The sequence below is a fragment of the Dawidia soli genome (genome assembly GCF_018598185.1).
GTDB lineage: Bacteria > Bacteroidota > Bacteroidia > Cytophagales > Cyclobacteriaceae > Ohtaekwangia > Ohtaekwangia soli.
Window position 1 is genome coordinate 110,757 of record NZ_JAHESC010000007.1, and the last position, 23,132, is coordinate 133,888.

Annotated in this window: 14 protein-coding genes and 1 pseudogene; 3 read left to right on the forward strand and 12 right to left on the reverse strand. The window is 54.2% G+C overall.

Annotation, left to right across the window (positions count from 1 at the left end; translation table 11 throughout):
• Window positions 1–3: 3 nt before the first annotated feature.
• The 3 genes and pseudogenes from KK078_RS06985 to KK078_RS06995 all read right to left on the reverse strand — a co-directional run bounded on the left by KK078_RS06985 (window position 4) and on the right by KK078_RS06995 (window position 3,768).
• Window positions 4–2,268 (reverse strand): xanthine dehydrogenase family protein molybdopterin-binding subunit, encoded by a 2,265-nt coding sequence (locus KK078_RS06985; protein ID WP_254089534.1) that lies wholly within the window; start codon window positions 2,266–2,268, stop codon window positions 4–6.
• A 19-nt stretch (window positions 2,269–2,287) separates the two neighbouring features.
• Window positions 2,288–3,307, reverse strand: a complete 1,020-nt coding sequence (locus KK078_RS06990; RefSeq protein WP_254089535.1) for an FAD binding domain-containing protein — start codon at window positions 3,305–3,307, stop codon at window positions 2,288–2,290.
• Window positions 3,300–3,768 (reverse strand): annotated as a pseudogene (locus KK078_RS06995) ((2Fe-2S)-binding protein). The gene KK078_RS06990 and the pseudogene KK078_RS06995 overlap by 8 nt, the downstream one beginning before the upstream one ends.
• 203 nt (window positions 3,769–3,971) lie before the next feature.
• On the opposite strand from KK078_RS06995, the gene KK078_RS07000 reads away from it, so the two are divergent.
• Window positions 3,972–4,169 (forward strand): hypothetical protein, encoded by a 198-nt coding sequence (locus KK078_RS07000; protein ID WP_254089536.1) that lies wholly within the window; start codon window positions 3,972–3,974, stop codon window positions 4,167–4,169.
• A gap of 63 nt (window positions 4,170–4,232) precedes the next feature.
• On the opposite strand, the gene KK078_RS07005 is transcribed toward KK078_RS07000, so the two are convergent.
• From KK078_RS07005 to KK078_RS07015, 3 genes are all read right to left on the reverse strand, one after another.
• Window positions 4,233–6,632 carry a TonB-dependent receptor gene (locus KK078_RS07005; RefSeq protein ID WP_254089537.1) on the reverse strand — a complete coding sequence of 800 codons (2,400 nt, stop codon included), beginning with the start codon at window positions 6,630–6,632 and terminating at the stop codon, window positions 4,233–4,235.
• Window positions 6,633–6,829: 197 nt separating this feature from the next.
• Window positions 6,830–9,433, reverse strand: coding sequence for an ABC transporter permease (locus KK078_RS07010; protein ID WP_254089538.1), 2,604 nt, complete (start codon window positions 9,431–9,433; stop codon window positions 6,830–6,832).
• A complete protein-coding gene (locus KK078_RS07015; protein ID WP_254089539.1) occupies window positions 9,430–9,768 on the reverse strand; it encodes a PadR family transcriptional regulator in 339 nt (112 codons plus the stop codon). Before KK078_RS07015 ends, KK078_RS07010 begins: the two co-directional genes overlap by 4 nt.
• A gap of 379 nt (window positions 9,769–10,147) precedes the next feature.
• Here KK078_RS07015 and KK078_RS07020 point away from each other — a divergent pair, with 379 nt between their 5' ends.
• Entirely contained in the window at window positions 10,148–12,643 is a 2,496-nt protein-coding gene (locus KK078_RS07020; RefSeq protein WP_254089540.1) for a sigma-54 interaction domain-containing protein, read from the forward strand.
• A gap of 32 nt (window positions 12,644–12,675) precedes the next feature.
• Window positions 12,676–14,868, forward strand: coding sequence for a sensor histidine kinase (locus KK078_RS07025; RefSeq protein WP_254089541.1), 2,193 nt, complete (start codon window positions 12,676–12,678; stop codon window positions 14,866–14,868).
• 11 nt (window positions 14,869–14,879) lie between these two features.
• On the opposite strand, the gene KK078_RS07030 is transcribed toward KK078_RS07025, so the two are convergent.
• The 6 genes from KK078_RS07030 to KK078_RS07055 form a co-directional block, all read right to left on the reverse strand.
• Complete coding sequence (locus tag KK078_RS07030) at window positions 14,880–18,728, reverse strand: carbohydrate-binding protein (protein WP_254089542.1); 3,849 nt, start codon at window positions 18,726–18,728, stop codon at window positions 14,880–14,882.
• 330 nt (window positions 18,729–19,058) lie between these two features.
• Window positions 19,059–19,997: an AraC family transcriptional regulator gene (locus KK078_RS07035; protein ID WP_254089543.1), complete on the reverse strand. Its 939-nt coding sequence runs from the start codon at window positions 19,995–19,997 to the stop codon at window positions 19,059–19,061.
• A 227-nt stretch (window positions 19,998–20,224) separates the two neighbouring features.
• A complete protein-coding gene (locus tag KK078_RS07040; protein WP_254089544.1) occupies window positions 20,225–21,037 on the reverse strand; it encodes a hypothetical protein in 813 nt (270 codons plus the stop codon).
• Window positions 21,034–21,468, reverse strand: coding sequence for a hypothetical protein (locus KK078_RS07045; RefSeq protein WP_254089545.1), 435 nt, complete (start codon window positions 21,466–21,468; stop codon window positions 21,034–21,036). The genes KK078_RS07040 and KK078_RS07045 overlap by 4 nt, the downstream gene beginning before the upstream one ends.
• Before the next feature lie 79 nt (window positions 21,469–21,547).
• Window positions 21,548–22,126, reverse strand: a complete 579-nt coding sequence (locus tag KK078_RS07050) for a DUF2589 domain-containing protein (RefSeq protein WP_254089546.1) — start codon at window positions 22,124–22,126, stop codon at window positions 21,548–21,550.
• A gap of 24 nt (window positions 22,127–22,150) precedes the next feature.
• A complete protein-coding gene (locus KK078_RS07055; RefSeq protein WP_254089547.1) occupies window positions 22,151–22,957 on the reverse strand; it encodes a DUF2589 domain-containing protein in 807 nt (268 codons plus the stop codon).
• Window positions 22,958–23,132 lie beyond the last annotated feature (175 nt).

Sequence of the window (23,132 nt, forward strand, 5' to 3'; positions counted from 1 at the left end):
ACATTAGGGGTTATCAGATACTGTTTCGTTCTCCAGCAATTCATTGAAGTGCATGGGGAGTTTATACAAGCGCTTGCCTGTGGCATGAAACACCGCGTTTGAGATCGCCGCCGGCATGGCCACCAGACCGATCTCACCAACACCTTTGATGCCGAGCTCGTTGATCAGCTCGTCTTTTTCATCGGCAAAGATCACGTCCAGCGCATGTATATCTGCGTGCACCGGAATGTGATATTCGGCCAGGTTGGGGTTTATATATTTTCCCAGGTTTTCATCGAGCATGCTTTCTTCGCGCAGGGCCTTGCTGATGCTCCACACCATCGATCCGAGAATTTGGCTGCGTGCCGTCTTGGGGTTGACGATCGTGCCGGCAGCCACTGCAGTTACCGCCCGGGTAACGTTGATGGTCTTGAGGTCTTTGTCTATTTCAACTTCTACAAATGCCGCGCTGTGCGCGGCCTTGCTGTACTTTCTGAGTTTTACTAAATGCGGCTTGCCCATGTTGGTGGTTTTGATGGGGCGGCCGTTGTTGGCCGCCACAACATCTCCCAGGGAAACATACTTCGATGGATCGTGCCGGGAAGCGATCTTTCCGTCGCCGAACACCAGATCGTCGCCGGCAATGCCTTTTAACGGACTACCGGGTATGCGTTTTGCCTTTTCAAGTATTTTCTTCCGGAGGGCCTTTGCAGCCATAACAATACCCACACCGGTAGAGGCAGTGGCAGCTGAGCCCCCCTGAAACATCGAGAAGGGGTGTTTGCTATCGCCATACTGAAACGTCACATCAGCAAGGGATACCCCCAGCGCATCCGCGGCAATTTGTGTCATCACCGTCATCGTCCCCGTACCGATGTCTGTCACGGCGTTGTTTAGGATCAGCTTGCCTTCGGCTGTCAGGATAGCTTCGACACGCGCCGGAAATTGATACGCATCCCAGATGCCGGTGGCCATGCCATAGCCGATCAGCTTATTCCCACGGGTCATGCTGCCCGGTATCGGATTGCGCTTTTCCCATCCGAATTGTTCGGCCGCCTTCAGGTAACATTGTTTCAATTCCTTACTGGTAAAGGGCTTTCCCTTCGATGGATCGAGATCAGAGTAGTTTTTCAGTCGAAGCTCCAGCGGGTCTGTGTTCAATGCGTACGCCAGCTCGTCCAGCGTACATTCAATGGCATGCATTCCTGTACTACCGCCCGGCGCACGCATATCGATGGGGGTATGAACATCGAGTGGCACGAGCTTATACTCAAAAAGCGTGTTCGGAGCGGGATAAAGCCGATGACTCCAGTCCGACACAATTTCGGTATAGTCTTCGTACTGCGATGTCTCACCAATGGCGGCGTGGTTCAGGGCCGTGATTCGTCCGTTCTCATCGGCGCTGAATTTTAGTCGTTGAATGGTTTGAGGCCGATGGCAGAACGGAAACATTTGCTGACGGTCAAGGGTCAAACGAACACTTCGTTTCAATTGTAATGCCGCCAGCACGCATAAAAACAATTGGTACTGCGGGCGTAGTCCCGAACCAAAACCGCCGCCGACGAACGGTGCCAGCACACGTACATTTTTGTAGTGAAGGCCAAATACATTGGCTACGAATAACTGATTGTTTATCGTGCCTTGTGTTTTGTCGTAGATGGTCAACTTGCCCTCGCCCTCGTAAAGGGTCGTAGTGGCAAACAGTTCGAGCGGGTTGTGATGTTCGGCGCCGTGCTTTATTTCTACCGAGACCTTTACCGGCGAATTATTATAGGCCTCTTCAAAATTTCCGGTGGGCTTAGGGGGTGGTGGCTTGAGAACCGACGCCATGCCGATCTTGGGCGCGCGTGCTTTTTCCAGGTTGTCGTCCAGGCACGCTGCAAAGGCCTCCGCCTGATACAGTACCTTGACGAGCGTTGCCGCATACCGCGCCGTTTCAAAATCCCGGGCTACGACCAGCGCAATAGGTTGTCCGTTGAAGAGTACCTCGGCGTCGTGCAATGGTTTAAACACCGAACCGGGTGGCGCGTCCATATCCGCATATTGCATATCGAACCATGCAAGTTTGGGCCGGTTCTCGTGGGTAAATACTTCCACGACGCCGTCCAGCGTCATTGCCGCGCGCGTTTCGATGTTGATGATCTTCCCTCTGGTGATGGTGCTATTTACGACGTAACCATACAGCAGGCCGTCCACAGGGTAGTCACCCGCGTATTGGGCGGCGCCGGTTACCTTCAGTTTGCCTTCCAGGCGGTTGATCGGTTGTCCTACAGAAGCGGTTGCAGTCATATATACTTTTCGTTTTGGGCTAAGCAGAAGGTTGCGCTCCCGGCCGTTGCGAGTCTGGATTCAACGCCATCATTCCGTTTCGGATAATGGCCCGTTTCGCCAGGGTGATTTTAAAAGCATTATATTTATAGCCTTTCGCCCCGCGTAATAGAATGTCGGCTGCGCCGGCAAAGGCCTGTTCATTCGCTGGTTTGCCATGTAAGAATGCTTCTGCTTCTGTCACACGCCATGGCTTGTGCGCCACACCGCCCAACGCGATCCGAGCTTCTTTGATCGTGCCGTTGTCGAGCGTTAGTCCTGTTGCGACAGACACCAAGGCAAATGCATAGGAGTTCCGGTCGCGAACTTTTAGATACGAGTAATGCTGTGAAAATCCCTCGGCCGGCAGTTCCAGTGAGGTGATCACTTCACCGCGTTGTAAGGTATTGTCCTGTTCGGGAGTTTTGCCCGGCAGGCGATGGAAATCCTGAAACGCTATACTTCGAGGTCCGGAGGGACCTGAAACGTGCACGGTCGCATCCAATGCTGCCAGGGCCACACACATGTCCGACGGAAACACAGCAATACATTCCGCGCTTGCGCCGAGGATGGCGTGCATACGGTTACGTCCCTTGATGGCCGCGCAGCCGCTCCCGGGCACACGTTTATTGCACGGTGCACAGGGATCATAGAAATAATAGCAGCGGGTGCGTTGTAAGAGGTTGCCGCCGTTCGTGGCCATGTTGCGGATCTGTGCGGACGCCCCCGCCAGGATCGCTCGCGACAGCAGCGGATACCGTTGCTCAATCAGCGGGTGATACGCCGTCTCAGCATTCGTCATAAATGCGCCGATCAGCACCCCGCCGTAGTCCGTCGCGTCCAGTCCCCGGTGAGTGGGGATCGAGTTTAGATCGACAAGCCGTGCTGGGTGCGTCAGGTTATATTTCCAAAGGTCGATGATGTTCGTGCCGCCGGCGACAAATTGTGCGCGGGCGTCGGCATATACCGCGGCCGTAGCGTCTGCCACCGTGGCGGCGCGTTGATACGTGAAGTTATTCACCGTGGCCTCCGTTCTTTACCTCCATGATCGCATCGATAATGCCGACGTTGGCACCGCACCGGCAAAGGTTGCCGCTCATCAGCTCTTTAACTTCTTCGCGCGTGCGCGCGCCCTTCCTGCAACATCCCGATGGCACTGCAGATCTGCCCGGGAGTACAGTATCCGCATTGAAAGGCATCGTGATCGATGAACGCCTGCTGCAGGGGATGCAACACATCACCGTCGGCAATACCTTCGATCGTTGTGATCGATGCGCCGTCTTTCATCACCGCCAGCGTCAGACAGCTGAGGATGCGCTTACCGTCACACAGCAATGTACAGGCACCGCATTGGCCATGGTCACAACCCTTTTTTGTACCGGTCAGCTTGAGATTTTCCCGTATAGCGTCCAGCAGCGATACCCATGGATGAATGTCGATCTCGTGGCGCCGCTGGTTGATGTTCAATGTAATGATTGGCATAGTGTGCCGGGCCGAAAAAATCCTGCCGGGGAACGGCAGAGCGGCTGGAGAACCAAATGGCGATATAATTGGACAGACGGGTGCAAAGCGCCGTAACAGGCCTGCCGCAGCGTAGGATCATTTCCTCCGTACGAGGAACCGCTTCGGTGGCGTATTTTTTTACCTACCGCACAATGAAGGTTCAGTTAAAACCATACAGCATCATGAAAACAACAACAAGAGATAACGATGAGACTTCGGCAAACCATCCGGGAGTATCCGCCGAAGGACAGAAGAAGCCGGCGCAGGACCGTGCATCCAAAGAATTTGAAAAGGGCACCAGCAAGGCACAGCCGAATAAAAAGCCCGCCGGAAAACGCCTCGGAGACGAGTCTGAGATCGATGACGAGACAACTATATAGCAGTAAAAAAGCTTGCAGACCGGAATCTGCAAGCTTTGATAGGATGACGGCCGACGCGTTCGCTCAGAAGCTGTACGCTATGCTGCACCGCACGTTCCGCGGCGCTTCCGCCTGGTAGCTGTAAACAGGCGACGGCGTTTCGCCATCCGCTTGTGTTACCCAATTTTCGTACGAGCCACTGTACAGGTACGCATCGAGCACGTTGAATACATTGACCGTAAACTTCAGGCGATCTTTCTCCCACGACAGGCCGGCGTCCAGTTTGTAGTAGTCCTCCAGATTCTTGCTGGGATCGGGCGCTGCGGTATAGTAGGTGGCGCGGTCGCCGAGGAATGTATAACCCACCGATGCGCCGAATCCCCTCAACGCACCGCCTTGTAGTTTGTAGGTCAGCCAGGTATTAAATGTTTGTTTGGCAAAGCCGGGCACCACGTCACCCTTCTCGGTAAAACCGGGCGTGCCCTTCGTTACCTTAGAGTTCATGTACGAATAATTAAAGATCGCATTCAATCCCCTCACAACAGTACCACGCAGGTCGAATTCAATACCCTGGGCGCGCTTCTGCCCAATGCCGATCATATCGTTTCGATCGGACGTCAGCGTGTTGGCCGTGAGCTCGTCGTTCTTCAGGATGCTGAATGCCGACAAGGTTGTAGACCAGCCGCCACCCCAGTTCTTCTTGAAGCCAATCTCCCGGTTGTCACCCGTGATGGGCTTCACCTCGTCGCCCGGAACGCCCAGCGGGTTTTGCGGCAGGAATGCCTGATCGTACAGCGCATAGCCGGAGAGTGTCGGCGTGAGGGTCACGCTCAGGCCTAGGCGCGGCGTAACATGTTCGGATGTCTGCGGGGCACCGCCGTAGGTCACAATCGAAATGTCGGTATAACGAAGTGCCAGCGTAAGCCTGATCTTGTTGTCAAGGAAGCCCAGCTCGTCTTGCAGGTAGGCGCTGGTATAGCGTGTGTCGTATAGTCCGCCCGTGATCTGCGCGCGCTCCTCCAGGGGCGTTTCGCGATCGAATTTCGGATAGCCTGCTCGCGGTACACCCAAGTCGGGATTGACAGGATCGAACGGATGCGTCAGCGAGTCGAGGTTGTGGCCCTGGCTCCAGTCGGCCATATAGGCTTTGCGGCCGATGTCGATGCCACCCAATACACGGTGCCGGATCTTGCCGGTGGTAACGTCGCCGTTCACAAAGATCTGCCCGAGCGACATCTTGCTGTTGGCGTCCCAGATGCCTACGGTACGGATATAGGTGCCATCGTCGTTAAAGATCGTCGGCCACATAGACGAGCCTTCCATGTTGTAAATAAACCGCGCTGCCTGGGCGGTGAGCTTCCAGCTGTCGGCCAGCTGGTGCTGCAGGTTCAGGTATACCGCGTGGTCGTTGATGACCGTCCCGGGCAGACCCGCCGGCAGGCTCGTAGCGTCGCGGTCGAATTCGGCATACCTGTTCTTGGCAAAGAGATAGAACGAGCCTACATCGCTCATATTGGCGCGCTGGTAATCGTACTCGAGCGTAAGCTTGGTCTTCTCGTCTACCTGGTAGGAGATCACCGGGGCCACGACATACCGGTCGTTGTATTCGTTGGGTCGAAAAGAGTTTTTGTTTTGCGCGGCCAGGTTGAGACGGTATAGCAGCTTTCCGCTCGACTCCAGCTTGCCGTCCAGGTCCAGCGTCGTGCGGAACAGGCCCCAGCTGCCCATCGTTACCGCGGCCTCGCCCTTGGTCTGGCCGGTAGGCTTTTTGGTCACGACGTTAAAGAGACCGGCCGGGTCGCCGCTGGCCAGCATAAAGCCCGCCGGACCTTTTACAAACTCCACATGATCGACAAAGGCCATATCTTCCGTCAGCGGGCCCCAGTACGAGTTTACAATATTGAACCCGTTGCGGAAAGCCTGCAGCTGCGAGCCGCGGGCGCTCAGGTTGGCATACATGTCGCCCCAGTGCTCGGAACGTACCACGCCGCTCACGTTGCGGATTAAACCGTCGCTCATGCTGATGATCTGTTGATCTTTTAACACCTCGCCGGTCACGACCTGGATATTCTGCGGAGTCTCCAGCAACGAAGAGCTTAAGCGCAGCGACGAAGACGTACGGTCGGCCTTATACGAGTCGCGCGTGCCCGAGATCACGACTTCCTGCAATTCCGAGGAGTTTTCTTTCAACGAGAAATTTACTTCGTTGTTCTGCCCCGCGGTGATCTCGATGACCTGCTGCTGGGTTTCCAGGCCGATAAAAGAAACGACCAGGGTATATGATCCCGGGGCAAGGTTGCCGATCTTGAAACGGCCGCGGCTATCCGCCACCGTGCCCTTTGACGTACCCTCGAGCAGCACGTTCACGAACTCCGCTGGCGAGCCATCAGAAGTTTTAACCGTACCACTTACCGAGCCGGTGGTCTGTGCAAACAGCACCGTACCACTCAGCAATATCAGAAGACTAAGCGCTAAACTTTTCATGGTAATGATGTGTACTTGTGTAGGTTGGTTTCTGCGCGCAAGTATGCAACACCCACATAGGAATTACAACTCCTATTTAGAATAATTCTATACAATACCCGGCCCAGGTCTACACACTACCCGGCGCGGGTCTACACACTACCCTGTAGAGGTTAGAGCTATACTTCGCAAAAGCGAGGGGAAACCAGGGAGATATGTTATTCCATCTTTAACCCCTCTACCGCACGTAAGTGTAATACACGTCTGATCTGCGTGGCGATGACCGCCAGCACCAGACAGGTTAGGATGACCAGGGCTATAATAGTGCCGGAGTAGTCCAGGGGCATGGGGTAAGCAAAAAGCATATCCAGGTAAGCCCGTGAGAAGAAATAGCTCAGCGGGGCGCCCAGCAGTAGCGACACCGTCATCAACACGGCATATTGACGCAACATCCCCATCGCTATATTCTCCACGCCGGCGCCCAGCATCTTGCGGATACTGAATTCCTTGATCCGTCCCGATACATTCAGCGTCACCAGGCCGTACAATCCCAGGCAAGCCAGCAAGACAGCGATGGAAGCTATGACCTTGTTGAAAGTCTCCGAACGATTCACACTGTTAAAGTAAGTTCCCCAGGCATCGGACTGATAGCCTCCCTGGAACGGGATCTCCGGGTAGAGCCGGGCCCATTGCCGTTGCAACGCCTCGTATGTTCGCGCTTCCGCGCCGCTTTCAACACGCAACGACAAATAGCGATAGTCTTCCCGCGTAGCCAGCGTAAAGACCATGGGCTGGATCTTCCGGAAGAAATCCCAATGATGAAAGTCCTGTACCACGCCGATGATCTCATAAGGAGAACCGTTCACGTCGAACCGATGTCCGAGCGGTTGTTTCAAATTCAGCTCATGCACCAGCCGCTCGTTTACCACCAGCGCGCGACGGTCGTTTTCGGAATCTTCCCGAAAGCCACGCCCGGCGATCAATCGCAATCCCATCGTTTCAAAGTAGTGGGCATCGACCGCCAACCGGCCCGCCTCGTGGGAGTGGTTCGAAGATTGGCGCAGCAGTACCGGAGAGACCGTTTTTCCGAGGTGGTCGGTCGATCCCGACGACACGACGATACCCGGCTGCTGTTTCATCGCGGCGTGCAAACGGTCGAACGCCGCGGCGTCGGGAACACTGGCGTATACTACATGCTTCTGATCGTACCCCCAGCTTCGGTAATTCTGAAAGGCATTGTTCTGCGTAAACACAACGCCGGCGGTAATGGTGATACATGCCAGGATGAGCTGCACGCAAAGGAACACCCGCGTGAACGGATTGTGCTTGCCAAACTGTAACGAGCCACGGAAGATCTTGACCGCATCGAAGTTTGAGATATAGAGTGCCGGATAAAGCCCGGAAACCAGGGCCGTAAACAACAGCAGGGCTGCCAGGAATACCCAAAGATCACCGTGTACCAACGGCAGCTCGAGCGGCCAACCCGTAAACTGTACGAACCAGGGCAGGAATGCAAAATAACAAAGGACAATACCGATGCCCGCCGCAAAGGATGTGACCACGACATTTTCTGAAAGGAACTGCAGGATCACCTTGCGTCGGTTGGCACCGATCACTTTTCGGACACCGATCTCTTTCAAACGTTTCGACGCCGACACAATGGCGATATTGATATAGTTGAAACACGCCAGGGCAATCATAAAGATGGCAATGATGGGCATACCCATACGCCCCTCGGCATTGAAGTCATGCACGATAGCATCCCGCAGGTGGGAAGCCCTTTCATGCAACGAGGTGAGTGGTTCAAACGCAAAGGCAGCCAGGGGCCGGTCGGGCAGGGCTTCGTTTTGTAATGTTTGGTAGGGTTTCAGTTGCTGTTCGATCGTCCGCAGCCCGGCAGGATTCTCCACCTGTATAAAGGTAGCCGGCAGGAACGCACGCCAGTCGTCCATGTCATAGGCGCCGTCGGCGACGTTGATGTTGTCGAAGTGAACCAGGAAGTCAAAGTCGAGGTCGTGCGCCTTGGGGAATGCCGCTGCCACACCCGCTACCGTAAAAGCCTTCTTGGTCGAGTCGTTGAAGATCACCAGTACGTCCCGGCCCACGGGATTGTCTTCACCAAAATACTTCACTGCCATGTCTTCGCTCAGCACCATGTTGTTCAGATCAGCCAGCGCTTCGGGCGAACCCCACTTAAGCGGGAACGTAAACATATCGAAGAAAGAAGGATCGACGTACCGGATGTGCTCATGATATACATCATCTTCGTGTTTGACCACCACGCGGCCCTCTTCGATGCGGCAGACATTTTTAACCTGAACGAAATCCTCCCGGAGCCTTTCTCCCAGGGGCCGCGGCGCAAGACCATACTGTTGCGTTTCGCCGTCGTGCTCGGCTAAAATAGTCACCAGGTATACCGATTTTTTATGGACATGGAACTGGTCGATGCTCCGGTCGTATAGCATGAAAGCATATACGATCAGGCAAATACCGATGGCAACGGATAACCCGAACACATTGATGAACGCCGTCAGCGGATTTCGCAGCAGGCCCCGCAGGGAGGTTTTGAAATAATTTCTGTACATAGGGAAGGAGGGTAGGGTGAATGAATGTCCAAGCTTCTTTAACAGCACAGGCCGCAGAAGCTTAAGCGCTTCGACGGTATAGATCCTTTTTGCCTTACGCACGGTCCATCGTGCAACATTGTCATAAAAGAGCTCCTCCATGTCGCCTTCAATTTCTTCGAGATATTCCTTTTTGATAAAAAAGCGAAGGATGGCAAGGGGCCACCGGGGAGGACGCAGGGAATGGCGAGCGCTCATATCGTTTTCAGGCCGCCGGCCAGTTTAGGTATAGACTTCCAGAGATCGGCGCGAATGGCCTTTAATTCGGCCAGGGTGCGATGCGCCAGGCTGGTGATCTCGTAAATTCTCTTTCGTTTGCCCCCGCGTTGCGGGGTGGCCTCTCCGAACTCGGAGTTGAGAAAGCCCTTTTCTTCCAGGCGCTTTAATGCCGATTGTATAGAGCCCATGCTCAGGTCTTCATTCAGCCGTTCCTCCAGCTCTTGCTTGATCTTCAAGCCGTACGCGTCCCCCTGCAGCGCGGCTACCGTTAACAATACGAGCTCTTCAAATTCACCGAGTTTGGTCTTCTTCATGGCAATGATCGATGTGACAAAGTAAATATAGGATATTAATCGTAATTGCAGTTAATATGGTTGCATATTATCTGTATTTGCAGTAAATATTAATTTGCCGGCTGCGCAGTAGCAATCTGCGTAACCCCATTGATGTAATGGGATATCTTTACTAAATTTATAGGGAATAGCTCAGGACGCCAGCTTTCAAGACTTTGTTGACAAGGCCTTTGCCGGATGGGCTGAGGTGGGAGCGTTGATAGTCGTTAAAACATCTGCGTCGATATTTATTGGGGAATCATTTGGAATGCATGACATCAAAAGAGTTTGAGATCGGATGCAGTGGGATATTTTACATTCAATTAATAAGGAGATCGTTCCGATACGCAGCAAGGAGGAAATGCTGCTTTTTATTAGCAGCACGCTAAAAAAATATATCGTGTTTGAGAGTGGATTCATCCTGCGACATAACCAACAGACCGGGCATTATTGGTCCTACATCTTTCAAAAAACTGAAGAGCAACACATCGCCGGGTTCCTGGCGGGCAGCTTCGCCGCGGTAGGAAACAGAGATGCCCGGCAACTGCTTGCCGAGGACGATTCCGTGATCACAGGCACAGGGGGTAAAGATTTTATCGCCCTTAAGCTCCTGGAAGGGGATGTACTGATCGGATGGCTGGTCCTGCTTTTCGCCGAAAACCGCCCGGTGCTGCCGGAAACCTCCCGCCTGCTGCAAGAGATATCCTGCTCTGTGTCGATGACGACGGCAAACATCATTGCCCGGGAGGAGATAGGCCGGCGTGAGCAGGAAACTTCCTTGCTGCTGTCGCTCAGCAACGACCTGGCTGCCGTCAAAAACCGACAGGAATTGGTCAAGGTTGTCAATGGACAAATAAAGCAGTTGTTCCCGGTTGAAGAACTTGGCTTTTTTACAATAGAAGAAGGGGGAGAGGCCTACCGATTCTTTGTTATCGCGATTTGTGAAAAAATAACCGATCACCCTGACCTGAAGAAAACATTGGCTGAAAAATTTGATGTACATGATCCTTTGTTCAACGAGATCATGCAGTCGAAAGGACCGGTGGTGTATGATGTAGCAGCGTTAGCGGCACGGTCCGGCATGCCGTATTATGTTACCTTCTGGCGGGATACAGGTATCGGCCAGATGGTCATATCGGCGCTTCGCGCGGGTGGGACCGATATCGGGGCGGTATTGTTTATTGTCAAAAAGGGCGCCGCGTTTGATCTGGCCGGCACGTTGCTGCAGGGTGTTTGCTCCCAACTGGCGCTGGCCGTTTCCAATATCGTGGCCAACGAAACTGTTCGCGAACGGGAATTGGAGAAAGCCAAACTATTGGAATTCAGCAATGCCGTCGCGTCCGTGCGCGACAAAGAGGTCCTGGGCAAGATCCTCCGCGTACATTTAAAAGAACTATTTGATATAGACGACTATGTCATTCACGCACTGAGCAAAGACAAAAAAACACACCGGCCGGTGCTGTTCGATCCGGCGGCCGACTTTGCCGCGCATCCCGATTTCGCCAAGCTGATCGATACCGACACCGGCGTGCAGGATGGCATCTTCAATACCATCCTGGAAGCTGACGATATCGTCATCTTTGACGTGACCAAGTGGTTTACCTCTCCCGCGCCCCCGACCTACTCCCGCGCCGCGGAGTCGGTAGGGTTGCGGACCATGGCCGGCGTAGCGATCAGGCTCGGACGTGAGAATATCGCCGTCATGAATTTCCGATGGAACGACAACCTCGCATTCTCCATTCCGCGGCCCTTATTTAAGGGCATTTGCTCGCAAATAGCAATCACGTTATCGAACTTAATGGCGAACGAAGAAGTAAACCGCCAGTTGACCGAAATCGGCCGATACCGTGAGCAGTTGGAAGAAGAGAAAATCTATTTGAAAGAAGAACTCTCTACCACGCAAAACTGGTCGGAGATCATCGGCGGCTCCGGCGCAATACAGCAGGTCTTCCGTCTGGTCTCGCAGGTGGGGCCCACCGACAGCACCGTGTTATTGCTCGGAGAGACCGGCACCGGAAAGGAGTTGATTGCCCGGGCGATCCACGCGGCATCGCCGCGCAAAAATAAGCTCATGGTCAAGATCAACTGCGCGGCCTTGCCGGCCGGACTGATCGAAAGCGAATTGTTCGGCCACGAACGCGGCAGCTTTACTGGCGCCGTCGAGCGCAGGATCGGCAAGTTTGAGCTGGCCGACAAGGGCACGTTATTTCTGGACGAGATCGGCGAAATGCCCGTGGAGTTACAGGTAAAGTTGTTACGCGCACTCCAGGAAAAGGAGATCGAGCGACTCGGCGGCAAAGCCACGATCAAGGTCAACGTACGGGTTATTGCCGCCACGAACCGCAACCTGGAGAAAATGATGGCGGAAGGAAAATTCCGCGCCGATCTCTATTATCGCCTGAACATATTCCCGATTCACCTGCCACCGCTCCGGGAGCGGAAGGAAGATATCGCCGCGCTGGCACTGCACTTTGTCAAACGTTTCTCCAGGAAGTCGGGAAAGCCGATCACCAGCCTGAGCGGAAAAGTGCTGGCGGAGATGAAAAAGTATAGCTGGCCCGGCAATATACGCGAATTGGAACATGTGGTGGAGCGCAGCGTGCTCTTAACGCTAGGGCAGACCATCAAGGATATCCATCTTTCATCGCCCGCCAATGTCGCAGACCCGCCGGTGGAAGCGGACTTTAAGATCCAGTCGATCTTTGATAATGAGAAGGAGTATATATTGAAAGTGCTGCAACGCGTCAACGGCAGAATTGCCGGCGAGGGGGGAGCGGCTGATCTGTTGGGTATCCCCCCGAGCACGCTGAGTTCGAGGATGAAAAAGCTGGGGATCAGGCGACAGTTTCAAGGATAGCCAGTAAACTTATCTAACCTACCAATCTTACCATGTCAATCAGGAAACATTTTTTCTGTCATTTCAGCCGTGCTTCCTTCATAGCGCTGTTGCTCGCATTAACCCAGCCTTCCGGTGCTCAGATTCAGTCGGCAAGCCTGGCACAGCAGCGATTGTTGTTGAAGCTGGCTTTTGCACACACGAATGTGGTCCGTGTCAACCAGATTGATATGGACAGCGCGCTGCGATTCGCCTGCAGGGGTACGCGCCTGAACGCCATGGTGTTGATCACGGAAAACTTTGACGACCTCGTTAAAACGGAAAACGGCTATCGGTTTTTAGCAGGCAAAGAAAGCATCGGCGATATGGAACGCTTGGCATCGGCTTGCAAAGGAAAAGAGCGCGCGAGGATGCATGCCCTGGTAGGATATTATTATGCATACCAGCCAGGAACGACAAAAAACGATCTCGACAAGGCGCTGACGTATCTTACACGTGCGGAAAAAGAGGCTGCGGCCTGGAATGACGATAAAACCGTTTGTCACGTGTTATATGGAAAGATGAAATGTTACCTGGACTACGGAGAGGTCGATCTCGCCAGAAAAGCTTACGATGAGGCTATTCGCGTGGCACAAAAGATCCATGACCGCCTGGAAGAAGCGCTGGCGCGGTACTATTGGGGAACATATAGTCCTTTTTCGCCATCGACGCTTAACGACAGAATTCGCACACTCGCGCAGGCCGATAGCCTGTTTACGATCATCGATAGAACAGATCAACGTATCAACGTATTCATGAATATGAGTTATCTCTGCTTCGCCGCCGGAAGGGTGGAAGACTCCAAACGGTACGCTAGAGAGTCGTTGGCACGGCAGCAGATAATCGGCTTCCCGTTTACACATTACACGAATGACATGTTGGCATTTTTAGAAGGGGCACAAGAAAACGATGCGGTGAGTTTGGAATTATCGTTAAAAACGATTGAGGGTGTCGAGCGAACAGGAGATAGCACCGGCTACGGTTATTTCTGCTATCGCGTCGCTTCATTTTATGCGAAACATGCAGGTACTATAGCACATTGGCCTTTTAAAGAAGAGGCGATCAAGGCGATTGATTGGTATCAGAAGGCAATACGTATGTTTGAAAATACCGGTGACCCGACGGCATACGCATGTGTAGACGGTATTTCGAACATGCTCAGGCACATGAATAAAAACGAAGAGCGGATTACGCTGTCACAATCGATATTAGCGAAAATCCCGACTCGCGATCCTTTGCGTTTACGCGACATTCATTTAAACCTGGCAGCCGCACATATGGACTTGGGTAGAGCTTCAGAAGCAGAAGCATACCTTCATAAAGCCGAAGCGTTTCAGCATGAGAGTTCTGCTCGTTCCGGCGATATACGTCTTGGAGATTTCTATCATAGCGCCGGGCTTATCTACGCCAAACTTGGCCAATTCAGGCGCGGGCGTTTTTATCTGGAAAAATATCTGAACGAACCTGTGATGAAAGGTCTGAATGGTGTCGCGGAGGCGGAACTTGCACTGGCAAGATTAGATTCTTTGAACGGCGACTTCCGCAATGCATATCGGCATCTTTCCGCGTATAGAATGGCATTTAAAGACGTGACAACCGCTGTGCAGGCGGAATTGGTTCGCGAGCTGCAGATTCGCTATGAGACCGAACGGAAGGATAATAACATCCGGATATTGGAACAGCAGTCGGCATTGCACGAAGGCAAGGCCCGGGAAGAGCAATTTGCGAAACAGGTGGTGATTGCTTTTGCTACGCTTCTGGTTCTTTTTTTGATGGTCTTATATAATCGTTTTCGCATTAAACAACGCACGAATAAACAGTTAACCGAGCAACAGGACGTCATCACCCGAAAGAATGAGGCCCTGGCCCAACTGGTGGACGAGAAAGAATGGCTGTTGAAAGAGGTTCACCACCGTGTCAAGAACAATCTCCAGATTGTCATGAGCCTGCTCAATACACAGGCCAACTACCTCGACAACGAAGCGGCCATGCAGGCCATTCAGGAAAGCCAGGAACGCATGTATGCCATCTCCCTGATCCATCAAAAACTATATCGCTCGCAAAAGAGCTCCCTGATCAACATCCGCGAATATGTCGACGAATTGGTGGAACATATCGCCGGCGGATTAAGTCACAACAAGCGGGTTACATTTTCCATAAACATCGGTGAGCTTTCATTAGATGCGTCTCAGGCTGTACTATGTTAGCTTGCGCGATGTTAGTGCTTCACAACTTTAATCTTCTGGTTTCCACCGACGATGATCGTATACACACCCGCCGGTCGCTGTGTCATATCTACCTCCTGGCCATGGCCCGACAGGATGACGTGACCAAAGGTGTCGATGACCATCCACGCCGCCGTGGCCGAAAGGGTGTAACGACCCGTAGAAGGGTTAGGGTACGCCCGCACCGTAGACTCGTTACCCGCCGCGGCAAGCGATGTTACACGTACAGCGCTGGCACCCGTGCTGTTTACGCGGAGGCGGTCTACGTTCGGGCCACTGGAACCGCGGGCCGCCAGGCGGATGGTGTTGTTACCTGCCTGCAGCATCGCCGCCACGTTAACCGACGACCAGGTAGACCATGCACCCGTGGCCGGGAAATTAGAGGCACCTGGGGAAGCATTGTTTACCACTACGTCCAGCGGACGGTTGCCCCCGAGGAGAGCATAATCAAATGACAAGGTTACAGCCGTTGCTGCCGGCACGGTTACATTCCACTCGATGTAGTCGCCGCTTGCATTTACATAGTCCACAAAGCCGGTGCCTGTATAGCCGGCCTGATTGGCGGTCACGACAGCACCACTGACGGTTGCGTCTTCGGCCTGCAGCGTCAGGCTGACGCCGGGAACTTCCGGTTCCGGATCATGGCTGCTGGTTACCGGTGTGAAGTCGATATAGTCGAAGTTGATATCCGCCGACTCGAACACCACGCGGAGCTCCGAGATGTTCTCGTGCAGGTGAATGTCGCTTACGCTCACGGTCTGCCAGTTCTGGAAGCCGCCGGTGTTCGGCACCGCGATCGGGCCGGTAATGTTGACGCCGTCTTGCTCCAGGTGCAGCACCTTGTTGTCATACGGCGTAGCCACGCGGAAGGCGATGGTATATTCGGCATGCACGGTCGTGTTTACCGTGTATTCCAACCATTCGCCTGATTCAACCCAACCGATGTTGTAGTTGCTGCCCGAGGCACCTTGTATATCGACATTGTCATTGCGGAAAGCACCACCCGCGTTACCGGTGCTCAGGTCGTGATAGGCAATGCCTTCACCGTCCTGGTCGTAGGCCTCGGCCTCGACGCGGCCTGGGATGATCGCCGGCGATCCGCCGAACGGCGTCTGCACGCTCGTGCAACTGGTGGCCTGTATCGTGGCTGTCTTGGTATTGCTGCCGGCGGCATTGCTCACCGTCAGCTGGATCGTGCGCGAGCCGGCACCCGATGCCGTCGCATACGTAACCGTATGCGGACCGGCACCCGTGGCGGTGGCCGGCGTAGCGCCTGCGCCAAAGTTCCAGGTATAACCCGTGATCTGTCCGAGCGAAACGGACGTATACGTGACAGAACCGCCAAGGCAAACCGTTTGCGTGCTCGCTTCAAAGTCGGCTATCGGCGGCGTGTTGGCATCGCCGTCATACGTAAAGTCGAGATAGTTGAAGTTGATGTCGTTGGCCTCGAAGTGCACACGGAGGATGTGCGCACCCGCGCTCAGGGATATGTTGGAGACGGCAGCCGTCTGCCAGTTCTGGAAGCCGCCCGTGTTCGGAATGTTCACCGTGCCCGTAACATTGATGCCGTCCACTTCCAGGTGCAGCTTGCGCGTGTCGTAAGGCGACGCCACGCGGAAGCCGATGGTATAATTGCCGGCCTGGTTTACATTCGTTGTATACTCCAGCCATTCGCCATCCACTACCCAGCCGATGTTATTGCCGCCTTCCGACGAGCCTTCGGTGCCCACGCCGTCGCCGGCGCGGAAGCCGCCGTCGCCGCCCTGGTTGATATCAAAATAGGCGCCGGTGCCTTCATCGTAATGCTCTGCCTCGATACGGCCGGGAATCTGGCCGACCACGCCCAGATAAGGACGTTGGCTTACATCGGTGGCCGTATAGTGCGCGGTGTAGGTAACGTCATGGTCGGGCGCACGGAACAGCTGGTTGGCCGCACCGCCGTCAGCCCAGTGGTCGAAGTCGTAGCGCGTGTTGCCGATGAACTGCGGCGTCGGCGCATTTAACACCTGCAGGTCGGCATTCACCACTACCCGCTGAACACGCGGCGCCGTACCCGGCTTTTGGTTAAGCTCGATCGAGAGGCCCGCCGGCACGGTCGTGGCCGTCACCGTAATCAGGTTCGGATGTACATCCACATACGCTGTGTCGGTCAAACCGTCGCTGTCCGTAACCGTTACCAGGAAGCGGTACCATACGTTCGGCGTCTTCTCGCCTTGGTTGCCGGCAATAAAGTTGCCCGACCTCACACCCTGCGGGCTGGCGCCGGGGTGGGAGTGGCCTGCACCCGGCACATCTTCGTGAAACAGGTCGATGCTCCACGAGAAAGCGCTGGCTGGCAGCACGCCGTCTTCCACGTCTGTGGCCGTCGCCGCGAAGAAAATATTGTCGTCGGCATCCCACGTCAACGACTGGATCGGTGCCGTAATCTGCACCACCGGGTGGTTGTTGAAGGCACGTACCGTTAGCACGGCGTTGTTACTCGTGACCGTCCCAAGGCTGTTGGTGATGATGCAACGGTAGTTACCCGCCTGTTGCATCGTAACGGTCGGGATAGTATAGGTGCGGCCGTTGACACCCGGTATGTTGGCCTGATTGTACTGCCACTGGTACGTAAACGGTTCCTGTCCCGAAACGTCAACACCGAACGTCACCGGACTGCCTTCCACGATCGTCTGCGACACCGGGTGATTGATCACCTGCGGCGCCTGGCCTTCGCCATACTTCAGCCGGATCAGGTTGCCATTCGTGCCATACTCACAATAATAAATATACCCGTCGTTCCCCAGCATCATCCCCAGCGCCGAGCGGTGGGGCGAGGTATAGAAGATCGTCGACGCAGGGTTGCTTTGCGTCGGATCGAATACGCGCATCTCGTTTCGAACGTAATCTTTGATGATGAACTTGTTCGTCAGCTCACCCGGGTACCGCGATACCGTGGGGTTGTACAGCAAACCGTTGGTCAACGCATTGCCGATCGAACCCGTCGCATACGTAAAGATAGGGTTCACAAACAGGTTCGTCTCCGTCTGCATGCCGTCGCCGCCCTGCGGATGACCCCAGCCGTAGTTATACAGCGGGGCCGGGTTCGTAATGTCGTTGATCTCTTCCCACGACGTACCCACATCCAGTACAAACAGTTTGTTTGCCCGGGCGTTGGGTACCAGGCGGAAGGGGTTCCGGAAACCATAGGCCCAAATGCTCTGGCGCTGCACCGTGCCGCTGCCGAAGAACGGGTTGCCCGGAGCCGGTTGACCTGTCTCCGTCACGCGCAGAATTTTGCCGCGGTAGTTGCTCAGGTCCTGCGAGTTTGCATTGTTCTGGCTGTCGCCCGTCGTGATAAACAGAAAGCCGTTAAAGAACTGCAGGTCGCCACCGTTGTGAAAGCCACCCTGGATCGGGTCCAGCGTCAGGATTTGCTGACGCCCCACTTCCTGGTTGCTGGCATTGATCTGCACACGCTCGATGATGTGGTTGAACTTGTCGGCCCGTGTATAGAATATATAGATATAACCGTTGCTCGCAAAGTTCGGGTGCAGCGTGAGGCCGAGCAGCCCTTGCTCGCTATCGGTCGTGGTCGTAACCGTAAACACGTTCGATACGGCGCCGTTCTGATATACTTTTACCACACCGGCGCGCTCGGCAATAAAGATACGGCCGTCGGGTGCCTGCGCCAGCGAAAGCCCCTCGCGGATCACCGTGGTGGGCGTCAGGTCTTCTACGACGTACTGGGCATGCACCCGTGGAATGGCCAGCAGCAGCCAACAGGCCGCCGCAAGCCAAAGAAAGCGTTGTCGGAAGCATGCAGCCACGGCGCGTCTGACATGTTGATAGAAAATCTTCATAGGGGTTGTCAATTAATTTTATAGTTTGGAAAAATTACAAACGCTCATTACAATCCGGCGAAATCTTGCCCAACCGCACACGCCACGCCGGAGCCATTCGCCCGTAAATTGACAACACACGCCGCCGCACGGCACGGCTAAATCGACTAACGCGTAGGTTGACCGCCCAAAGGAGCAAACCGTATGTCGACCGGTTGGTCTATTAGGGAAAAGAAACAAATACATACAAACGATGACTCATACAACAAAGCTGTTCACAGGCACGGCAGCGCAAACGGTTGGCATAGACGGGCGGTATTTCCCGTGCGGCGCGTAGCGCCGACTTCCAGGTTAAGCGGACCCGTCAGCCGGCCTGGCGGTTTGTAGCGACTGATATAACGCCCCGCGCTTAAAATCCGAGAAGTTCTCGCCGCAACTCTTCTTAAAATACTTGCTGAAATGTGCCGGGTCTACAAAGCCCAGCAAATAGCTGATCTCTTTCATGCTATACCCCTCGAAGAGCACTTTGCGCTTCGCTTCCAATATTATACGTTGTTGAATGTGCTGGGTGACGGTATAGCCCGAGAGCTCTTTGACAATCTGGTTCAGGTAATTGGGCGTTACGTGCAACGTCTCGGCATAATATCGCGGCGTCTTGTTCGCCGCAAAATCTTCCTCCAGCCGGGCATAGAACTTGTTTACGATGTCGGCTTTTCTCGAACGAACCGAATGCCCGGAGCTGTTCGTGCCGTCGGCCTTGCCTCCGGACCGGCGAATAAGGTTGATCAAAAAAAACTTGAGCAGTGCGCTGATCGCTTCGAGCCGCAGACGTGCATTGCTTTGAAGCTCTTGCATTATTTCCAGCGCTATAGACTGGAGAAAGGCCCCCGCGTCGTCCAGGCGGATAATAGCAGCAGAGGGGCGGTGATGAAGCAACGTCGAATCGATCAGGTTGGAATAGCTCGCCCCATAGAGCTCGACAAATTCCCGGGAGAAACAGATCACAAACCCCGTTGCACCGTTGTTGATTTTAACGTCAAAGCCTCGCGACGGTTTACCATAACAGATCGAGCTGTCCTCCAGTATCAGTCGGTCAAGCCCTGTTGTCAACACCACAGTGCCCTGCACGATCCATAGGATAACGTAGTCTGCGTTCGGCCACGCCGTTGCATCCCGAAAAGTTTCGAGAGAGTATGCTTCAAATTGCACCCTGCCGGGTGTCTTGCACACCGGTGGCAGTACGCCGCGATGCACGATGGGCTTTTTTGAAAGAATAGACGATAGTTCCATGAGCGTAATATTTGCCGGCCCGTCGCCAATACGACAATGCGCCGTGGTATTACTCAAAAATCGCAGGTACGTCGATCTTCCAGTTGTCCGAGATGTTCAGTTAATTTGATGAAAAGCATCTTTCACCGTCCCGGCCGGCCAATACGGTATATTAATATCATGGAATAGGTTGCGCGATGAAGATGGTAATCCGATATTATTAATAGCGAGTGGTAGTCAAACCGGTGTTATAGATTGACTTCCCTTCGGGGCAAGAGCGTATATGTAAACGAATTCCCCCATTCCGCAATAGCCAGCTTACAAAGCTTGATAAAGTCATTGTATTCCGCTGAGCGCGCAAACACCTGGCACCCCGCCGACCACTTGTTGACAAAAGTAGATTCACCGCTGGCCGTTGCACGGTGGATGTTGATGCCGAAGATGCCGGTTTGCTCTTTACCGGAAGCATAGTTCAGAACCTTGTCGCGGTTGAAGTCACGGATAACGGTTACGGGCTTGGCCTGCACCAGCGCTTCGTATTGCCCCTTGTGTTTTCCGAGCCGGTGGGAGCTTCTGTATTGGCCTTCCTTCAGGATCGCCGTACCCTGGTTGTTCATGGGGTCTGCGAGGTACGTCAACCCCGGATCGGTGGTAATTTTATACCGTTTCAACGTCCAGCGATTCTCCCACTTCCAGAATACCATCAGCTCGTCGTCGAAGGCATTCGGCGTCGTATTTTCAGACCGCAGCCCGACCAGGTTCAGGTCGTAGTTCTTTTTGGCGCTGCGGAAGACCGTATAGCCCATACGGTCCATCGTATCGATCACCGCCTTCACCTCGCGCGGCACAACCTCGGGGGTATCCGAGATCGTCAGCGGCCGGGGCACCTCGGCGCGGCCGGTGATGGTTTTATTCGCGTTCTTTACTTCGCCCACGTTGAACAGGCCCAGTCGCAATGCCGCCTCCTGGACGGTCTCCCCGGGGGCCACGAAAAAAGAATCGGCAGCGGTTTTCCACTCCACGGCGTTGGACCAATAAGAAGTAATATTGGATAGTTTCATGACATAACATTTTGTTGGGATGTAACCTCCAGATTGCCGTCGGCGCCACGGCGTACGTCCACCACCACGGCAATGCGCTCGGGGTCGTCGGCCTCGCACAGCTCATACCACTGCGGCCCGATGCCATCGATCACCTGCTTGCCGCGCAGCACATTCCACGACAGCCGTACCCGCTGCCAGAACGACGACCCCGGCAGGGGTTTGATATAAAAGGTCAGGCTGACATGGTCTAAATAGAGGTAGCGTTGCTCGGCCATGCCGACGGCGGCACCCCCCGCACGTCCTCCCGGGGCGTGCTGCAGAAAGTGCCGCCAGGCGGCCAGTTGCATGTCGTGCATACTCATGTCTGCCCGAACCACTTCCTGAAGAAAGGTGGCAGCAAATCCTTGAGAGACCGGTGATGCAGACCGGCTACGTGTAGTGAATTCCATAGTTTATCGAACCATTTCAGGTCGCGCACAGCAAGCCATAGCGGCCATCTCGATCTTTGTTCTGCGGCTATGACTGTATCTACTTTGGGAGCTCGATGTTTTCAACGAGCGCATCCAGCACCTTCTGCAACCCCGCCGGCAGCGCTGATTCGCTGACATTTACTTTTACTTCCAGGCTCCCGCCGCGGTTGCTGGTGGTTTCGCGCGTGCGGCTGTGCTCGACAGAGCCGACCAGCGACGCATTCAGAAAGCCCTTGAGGATACCGGTCGTACCGATGTCCAGCTTAGCCGACTGCGCATTCGTATTGGTCTCTTTGCTGATCTGCGAGATGTTGTAATTAAAGCTCACGCTCATCGAATCGAAATTCAGGCTGGGCACTTTCACCAGGGTGATCAGTGGCACCGAGATCTCCCGCGTGGTTTCAACACTTTGGCCGCTGGCGTTGACCTCGTTGACTTTCATCTTGAACGTCAGGTTCTCCATACCGCCGGGCCCGCTTCCATCCGCCGGTTTATTCAGCAGCTTGGTAATAAAAGCCAGCGTGGTTTCAGCCGCCTGCCGGTGCGCATTGATGGTGGTGAGCAGGGGAGTGGCAATGATAAAGTCCAGGGGAATTTTCTGAAACTCCGCAGGGCTAACGTTGATTTCTTCGGCCATAATAGTTAGGGGTTGATAGTTGATTTAAGTATTTGATTTATTCGCAGTGTCGGCGGATATATTGGTGATGGCGGTCAGCATCTGGTGTAACCCATACGGCATGTCGCCCGCCTTGATATTCATTTCCACTTCGATCGACCGGGAATGGTTCTCTTTTGTGCCCGACGTGATCGTACCCCGTACACTCTTCGGTTGAATGAGATACCAGGGACGGCTCTCCTGCTTCTCCGATTGCACCGTACCCATTTGATCGTATTTTTCCGATGTGTCGGAAACTTCCATCGAGAATTTGAACTTCGCCGTATCGATGCCCAACGGTTGGACGGGCAGCAACGCCAGGTTGGGCACATAGATGGTCCGCATATTGCCACCGCCGTCCAGGTAGCTGAAGCATTGCTGGTAAAGATCGCCGAAACGACGATAGAAGTCCTCCACGTCGGCGCGCTCCTGTGGGTCGAGCGTCTGGTTCGGGTCCCGGGCTTTCTCCAGCTGGGCGGCAATTTTTGTCCTGGCCTCGTCGTATTGCTCGATGTCTTTGCGCGCCCGCAGCAGCTCCTCCCGGTACGCAGGATCTATATTCTTACTGGCGATCTTGGCGTCCAGCTCGGATCTCTCTTCTTTCGTGTATTGGTGCCGGAATCCGATCTGAAGTATGAAATTCAGGAACGCGCGGGCCGATTGTACCTGCGCTTCGAAAATGGAGTTCAGCGGCGCCAGCAAGGCCGCGGAAAGACTCAATTTTTGATCCTCCGGGGGCGGGCCCGTATGAGGAGAAGGAATAGGGGGATTCTGATCAGGAGGAGCGCTCCCGGCATCACGTTCATCTGCCATACTATATATAAAGTGTCTGGGTTACAGAAAAATATAAAAAGCCCACCGGTATCGCCTCGTGCGAGACAATACGGAGGGCTCATGAGCGAACCTACCCAAAAGATCGAAAAGAACCAAACACCGAGAAAAGGGTATTTTTCCGGGTGTGCATTTATGTAGTTAACTACGTAGTTTT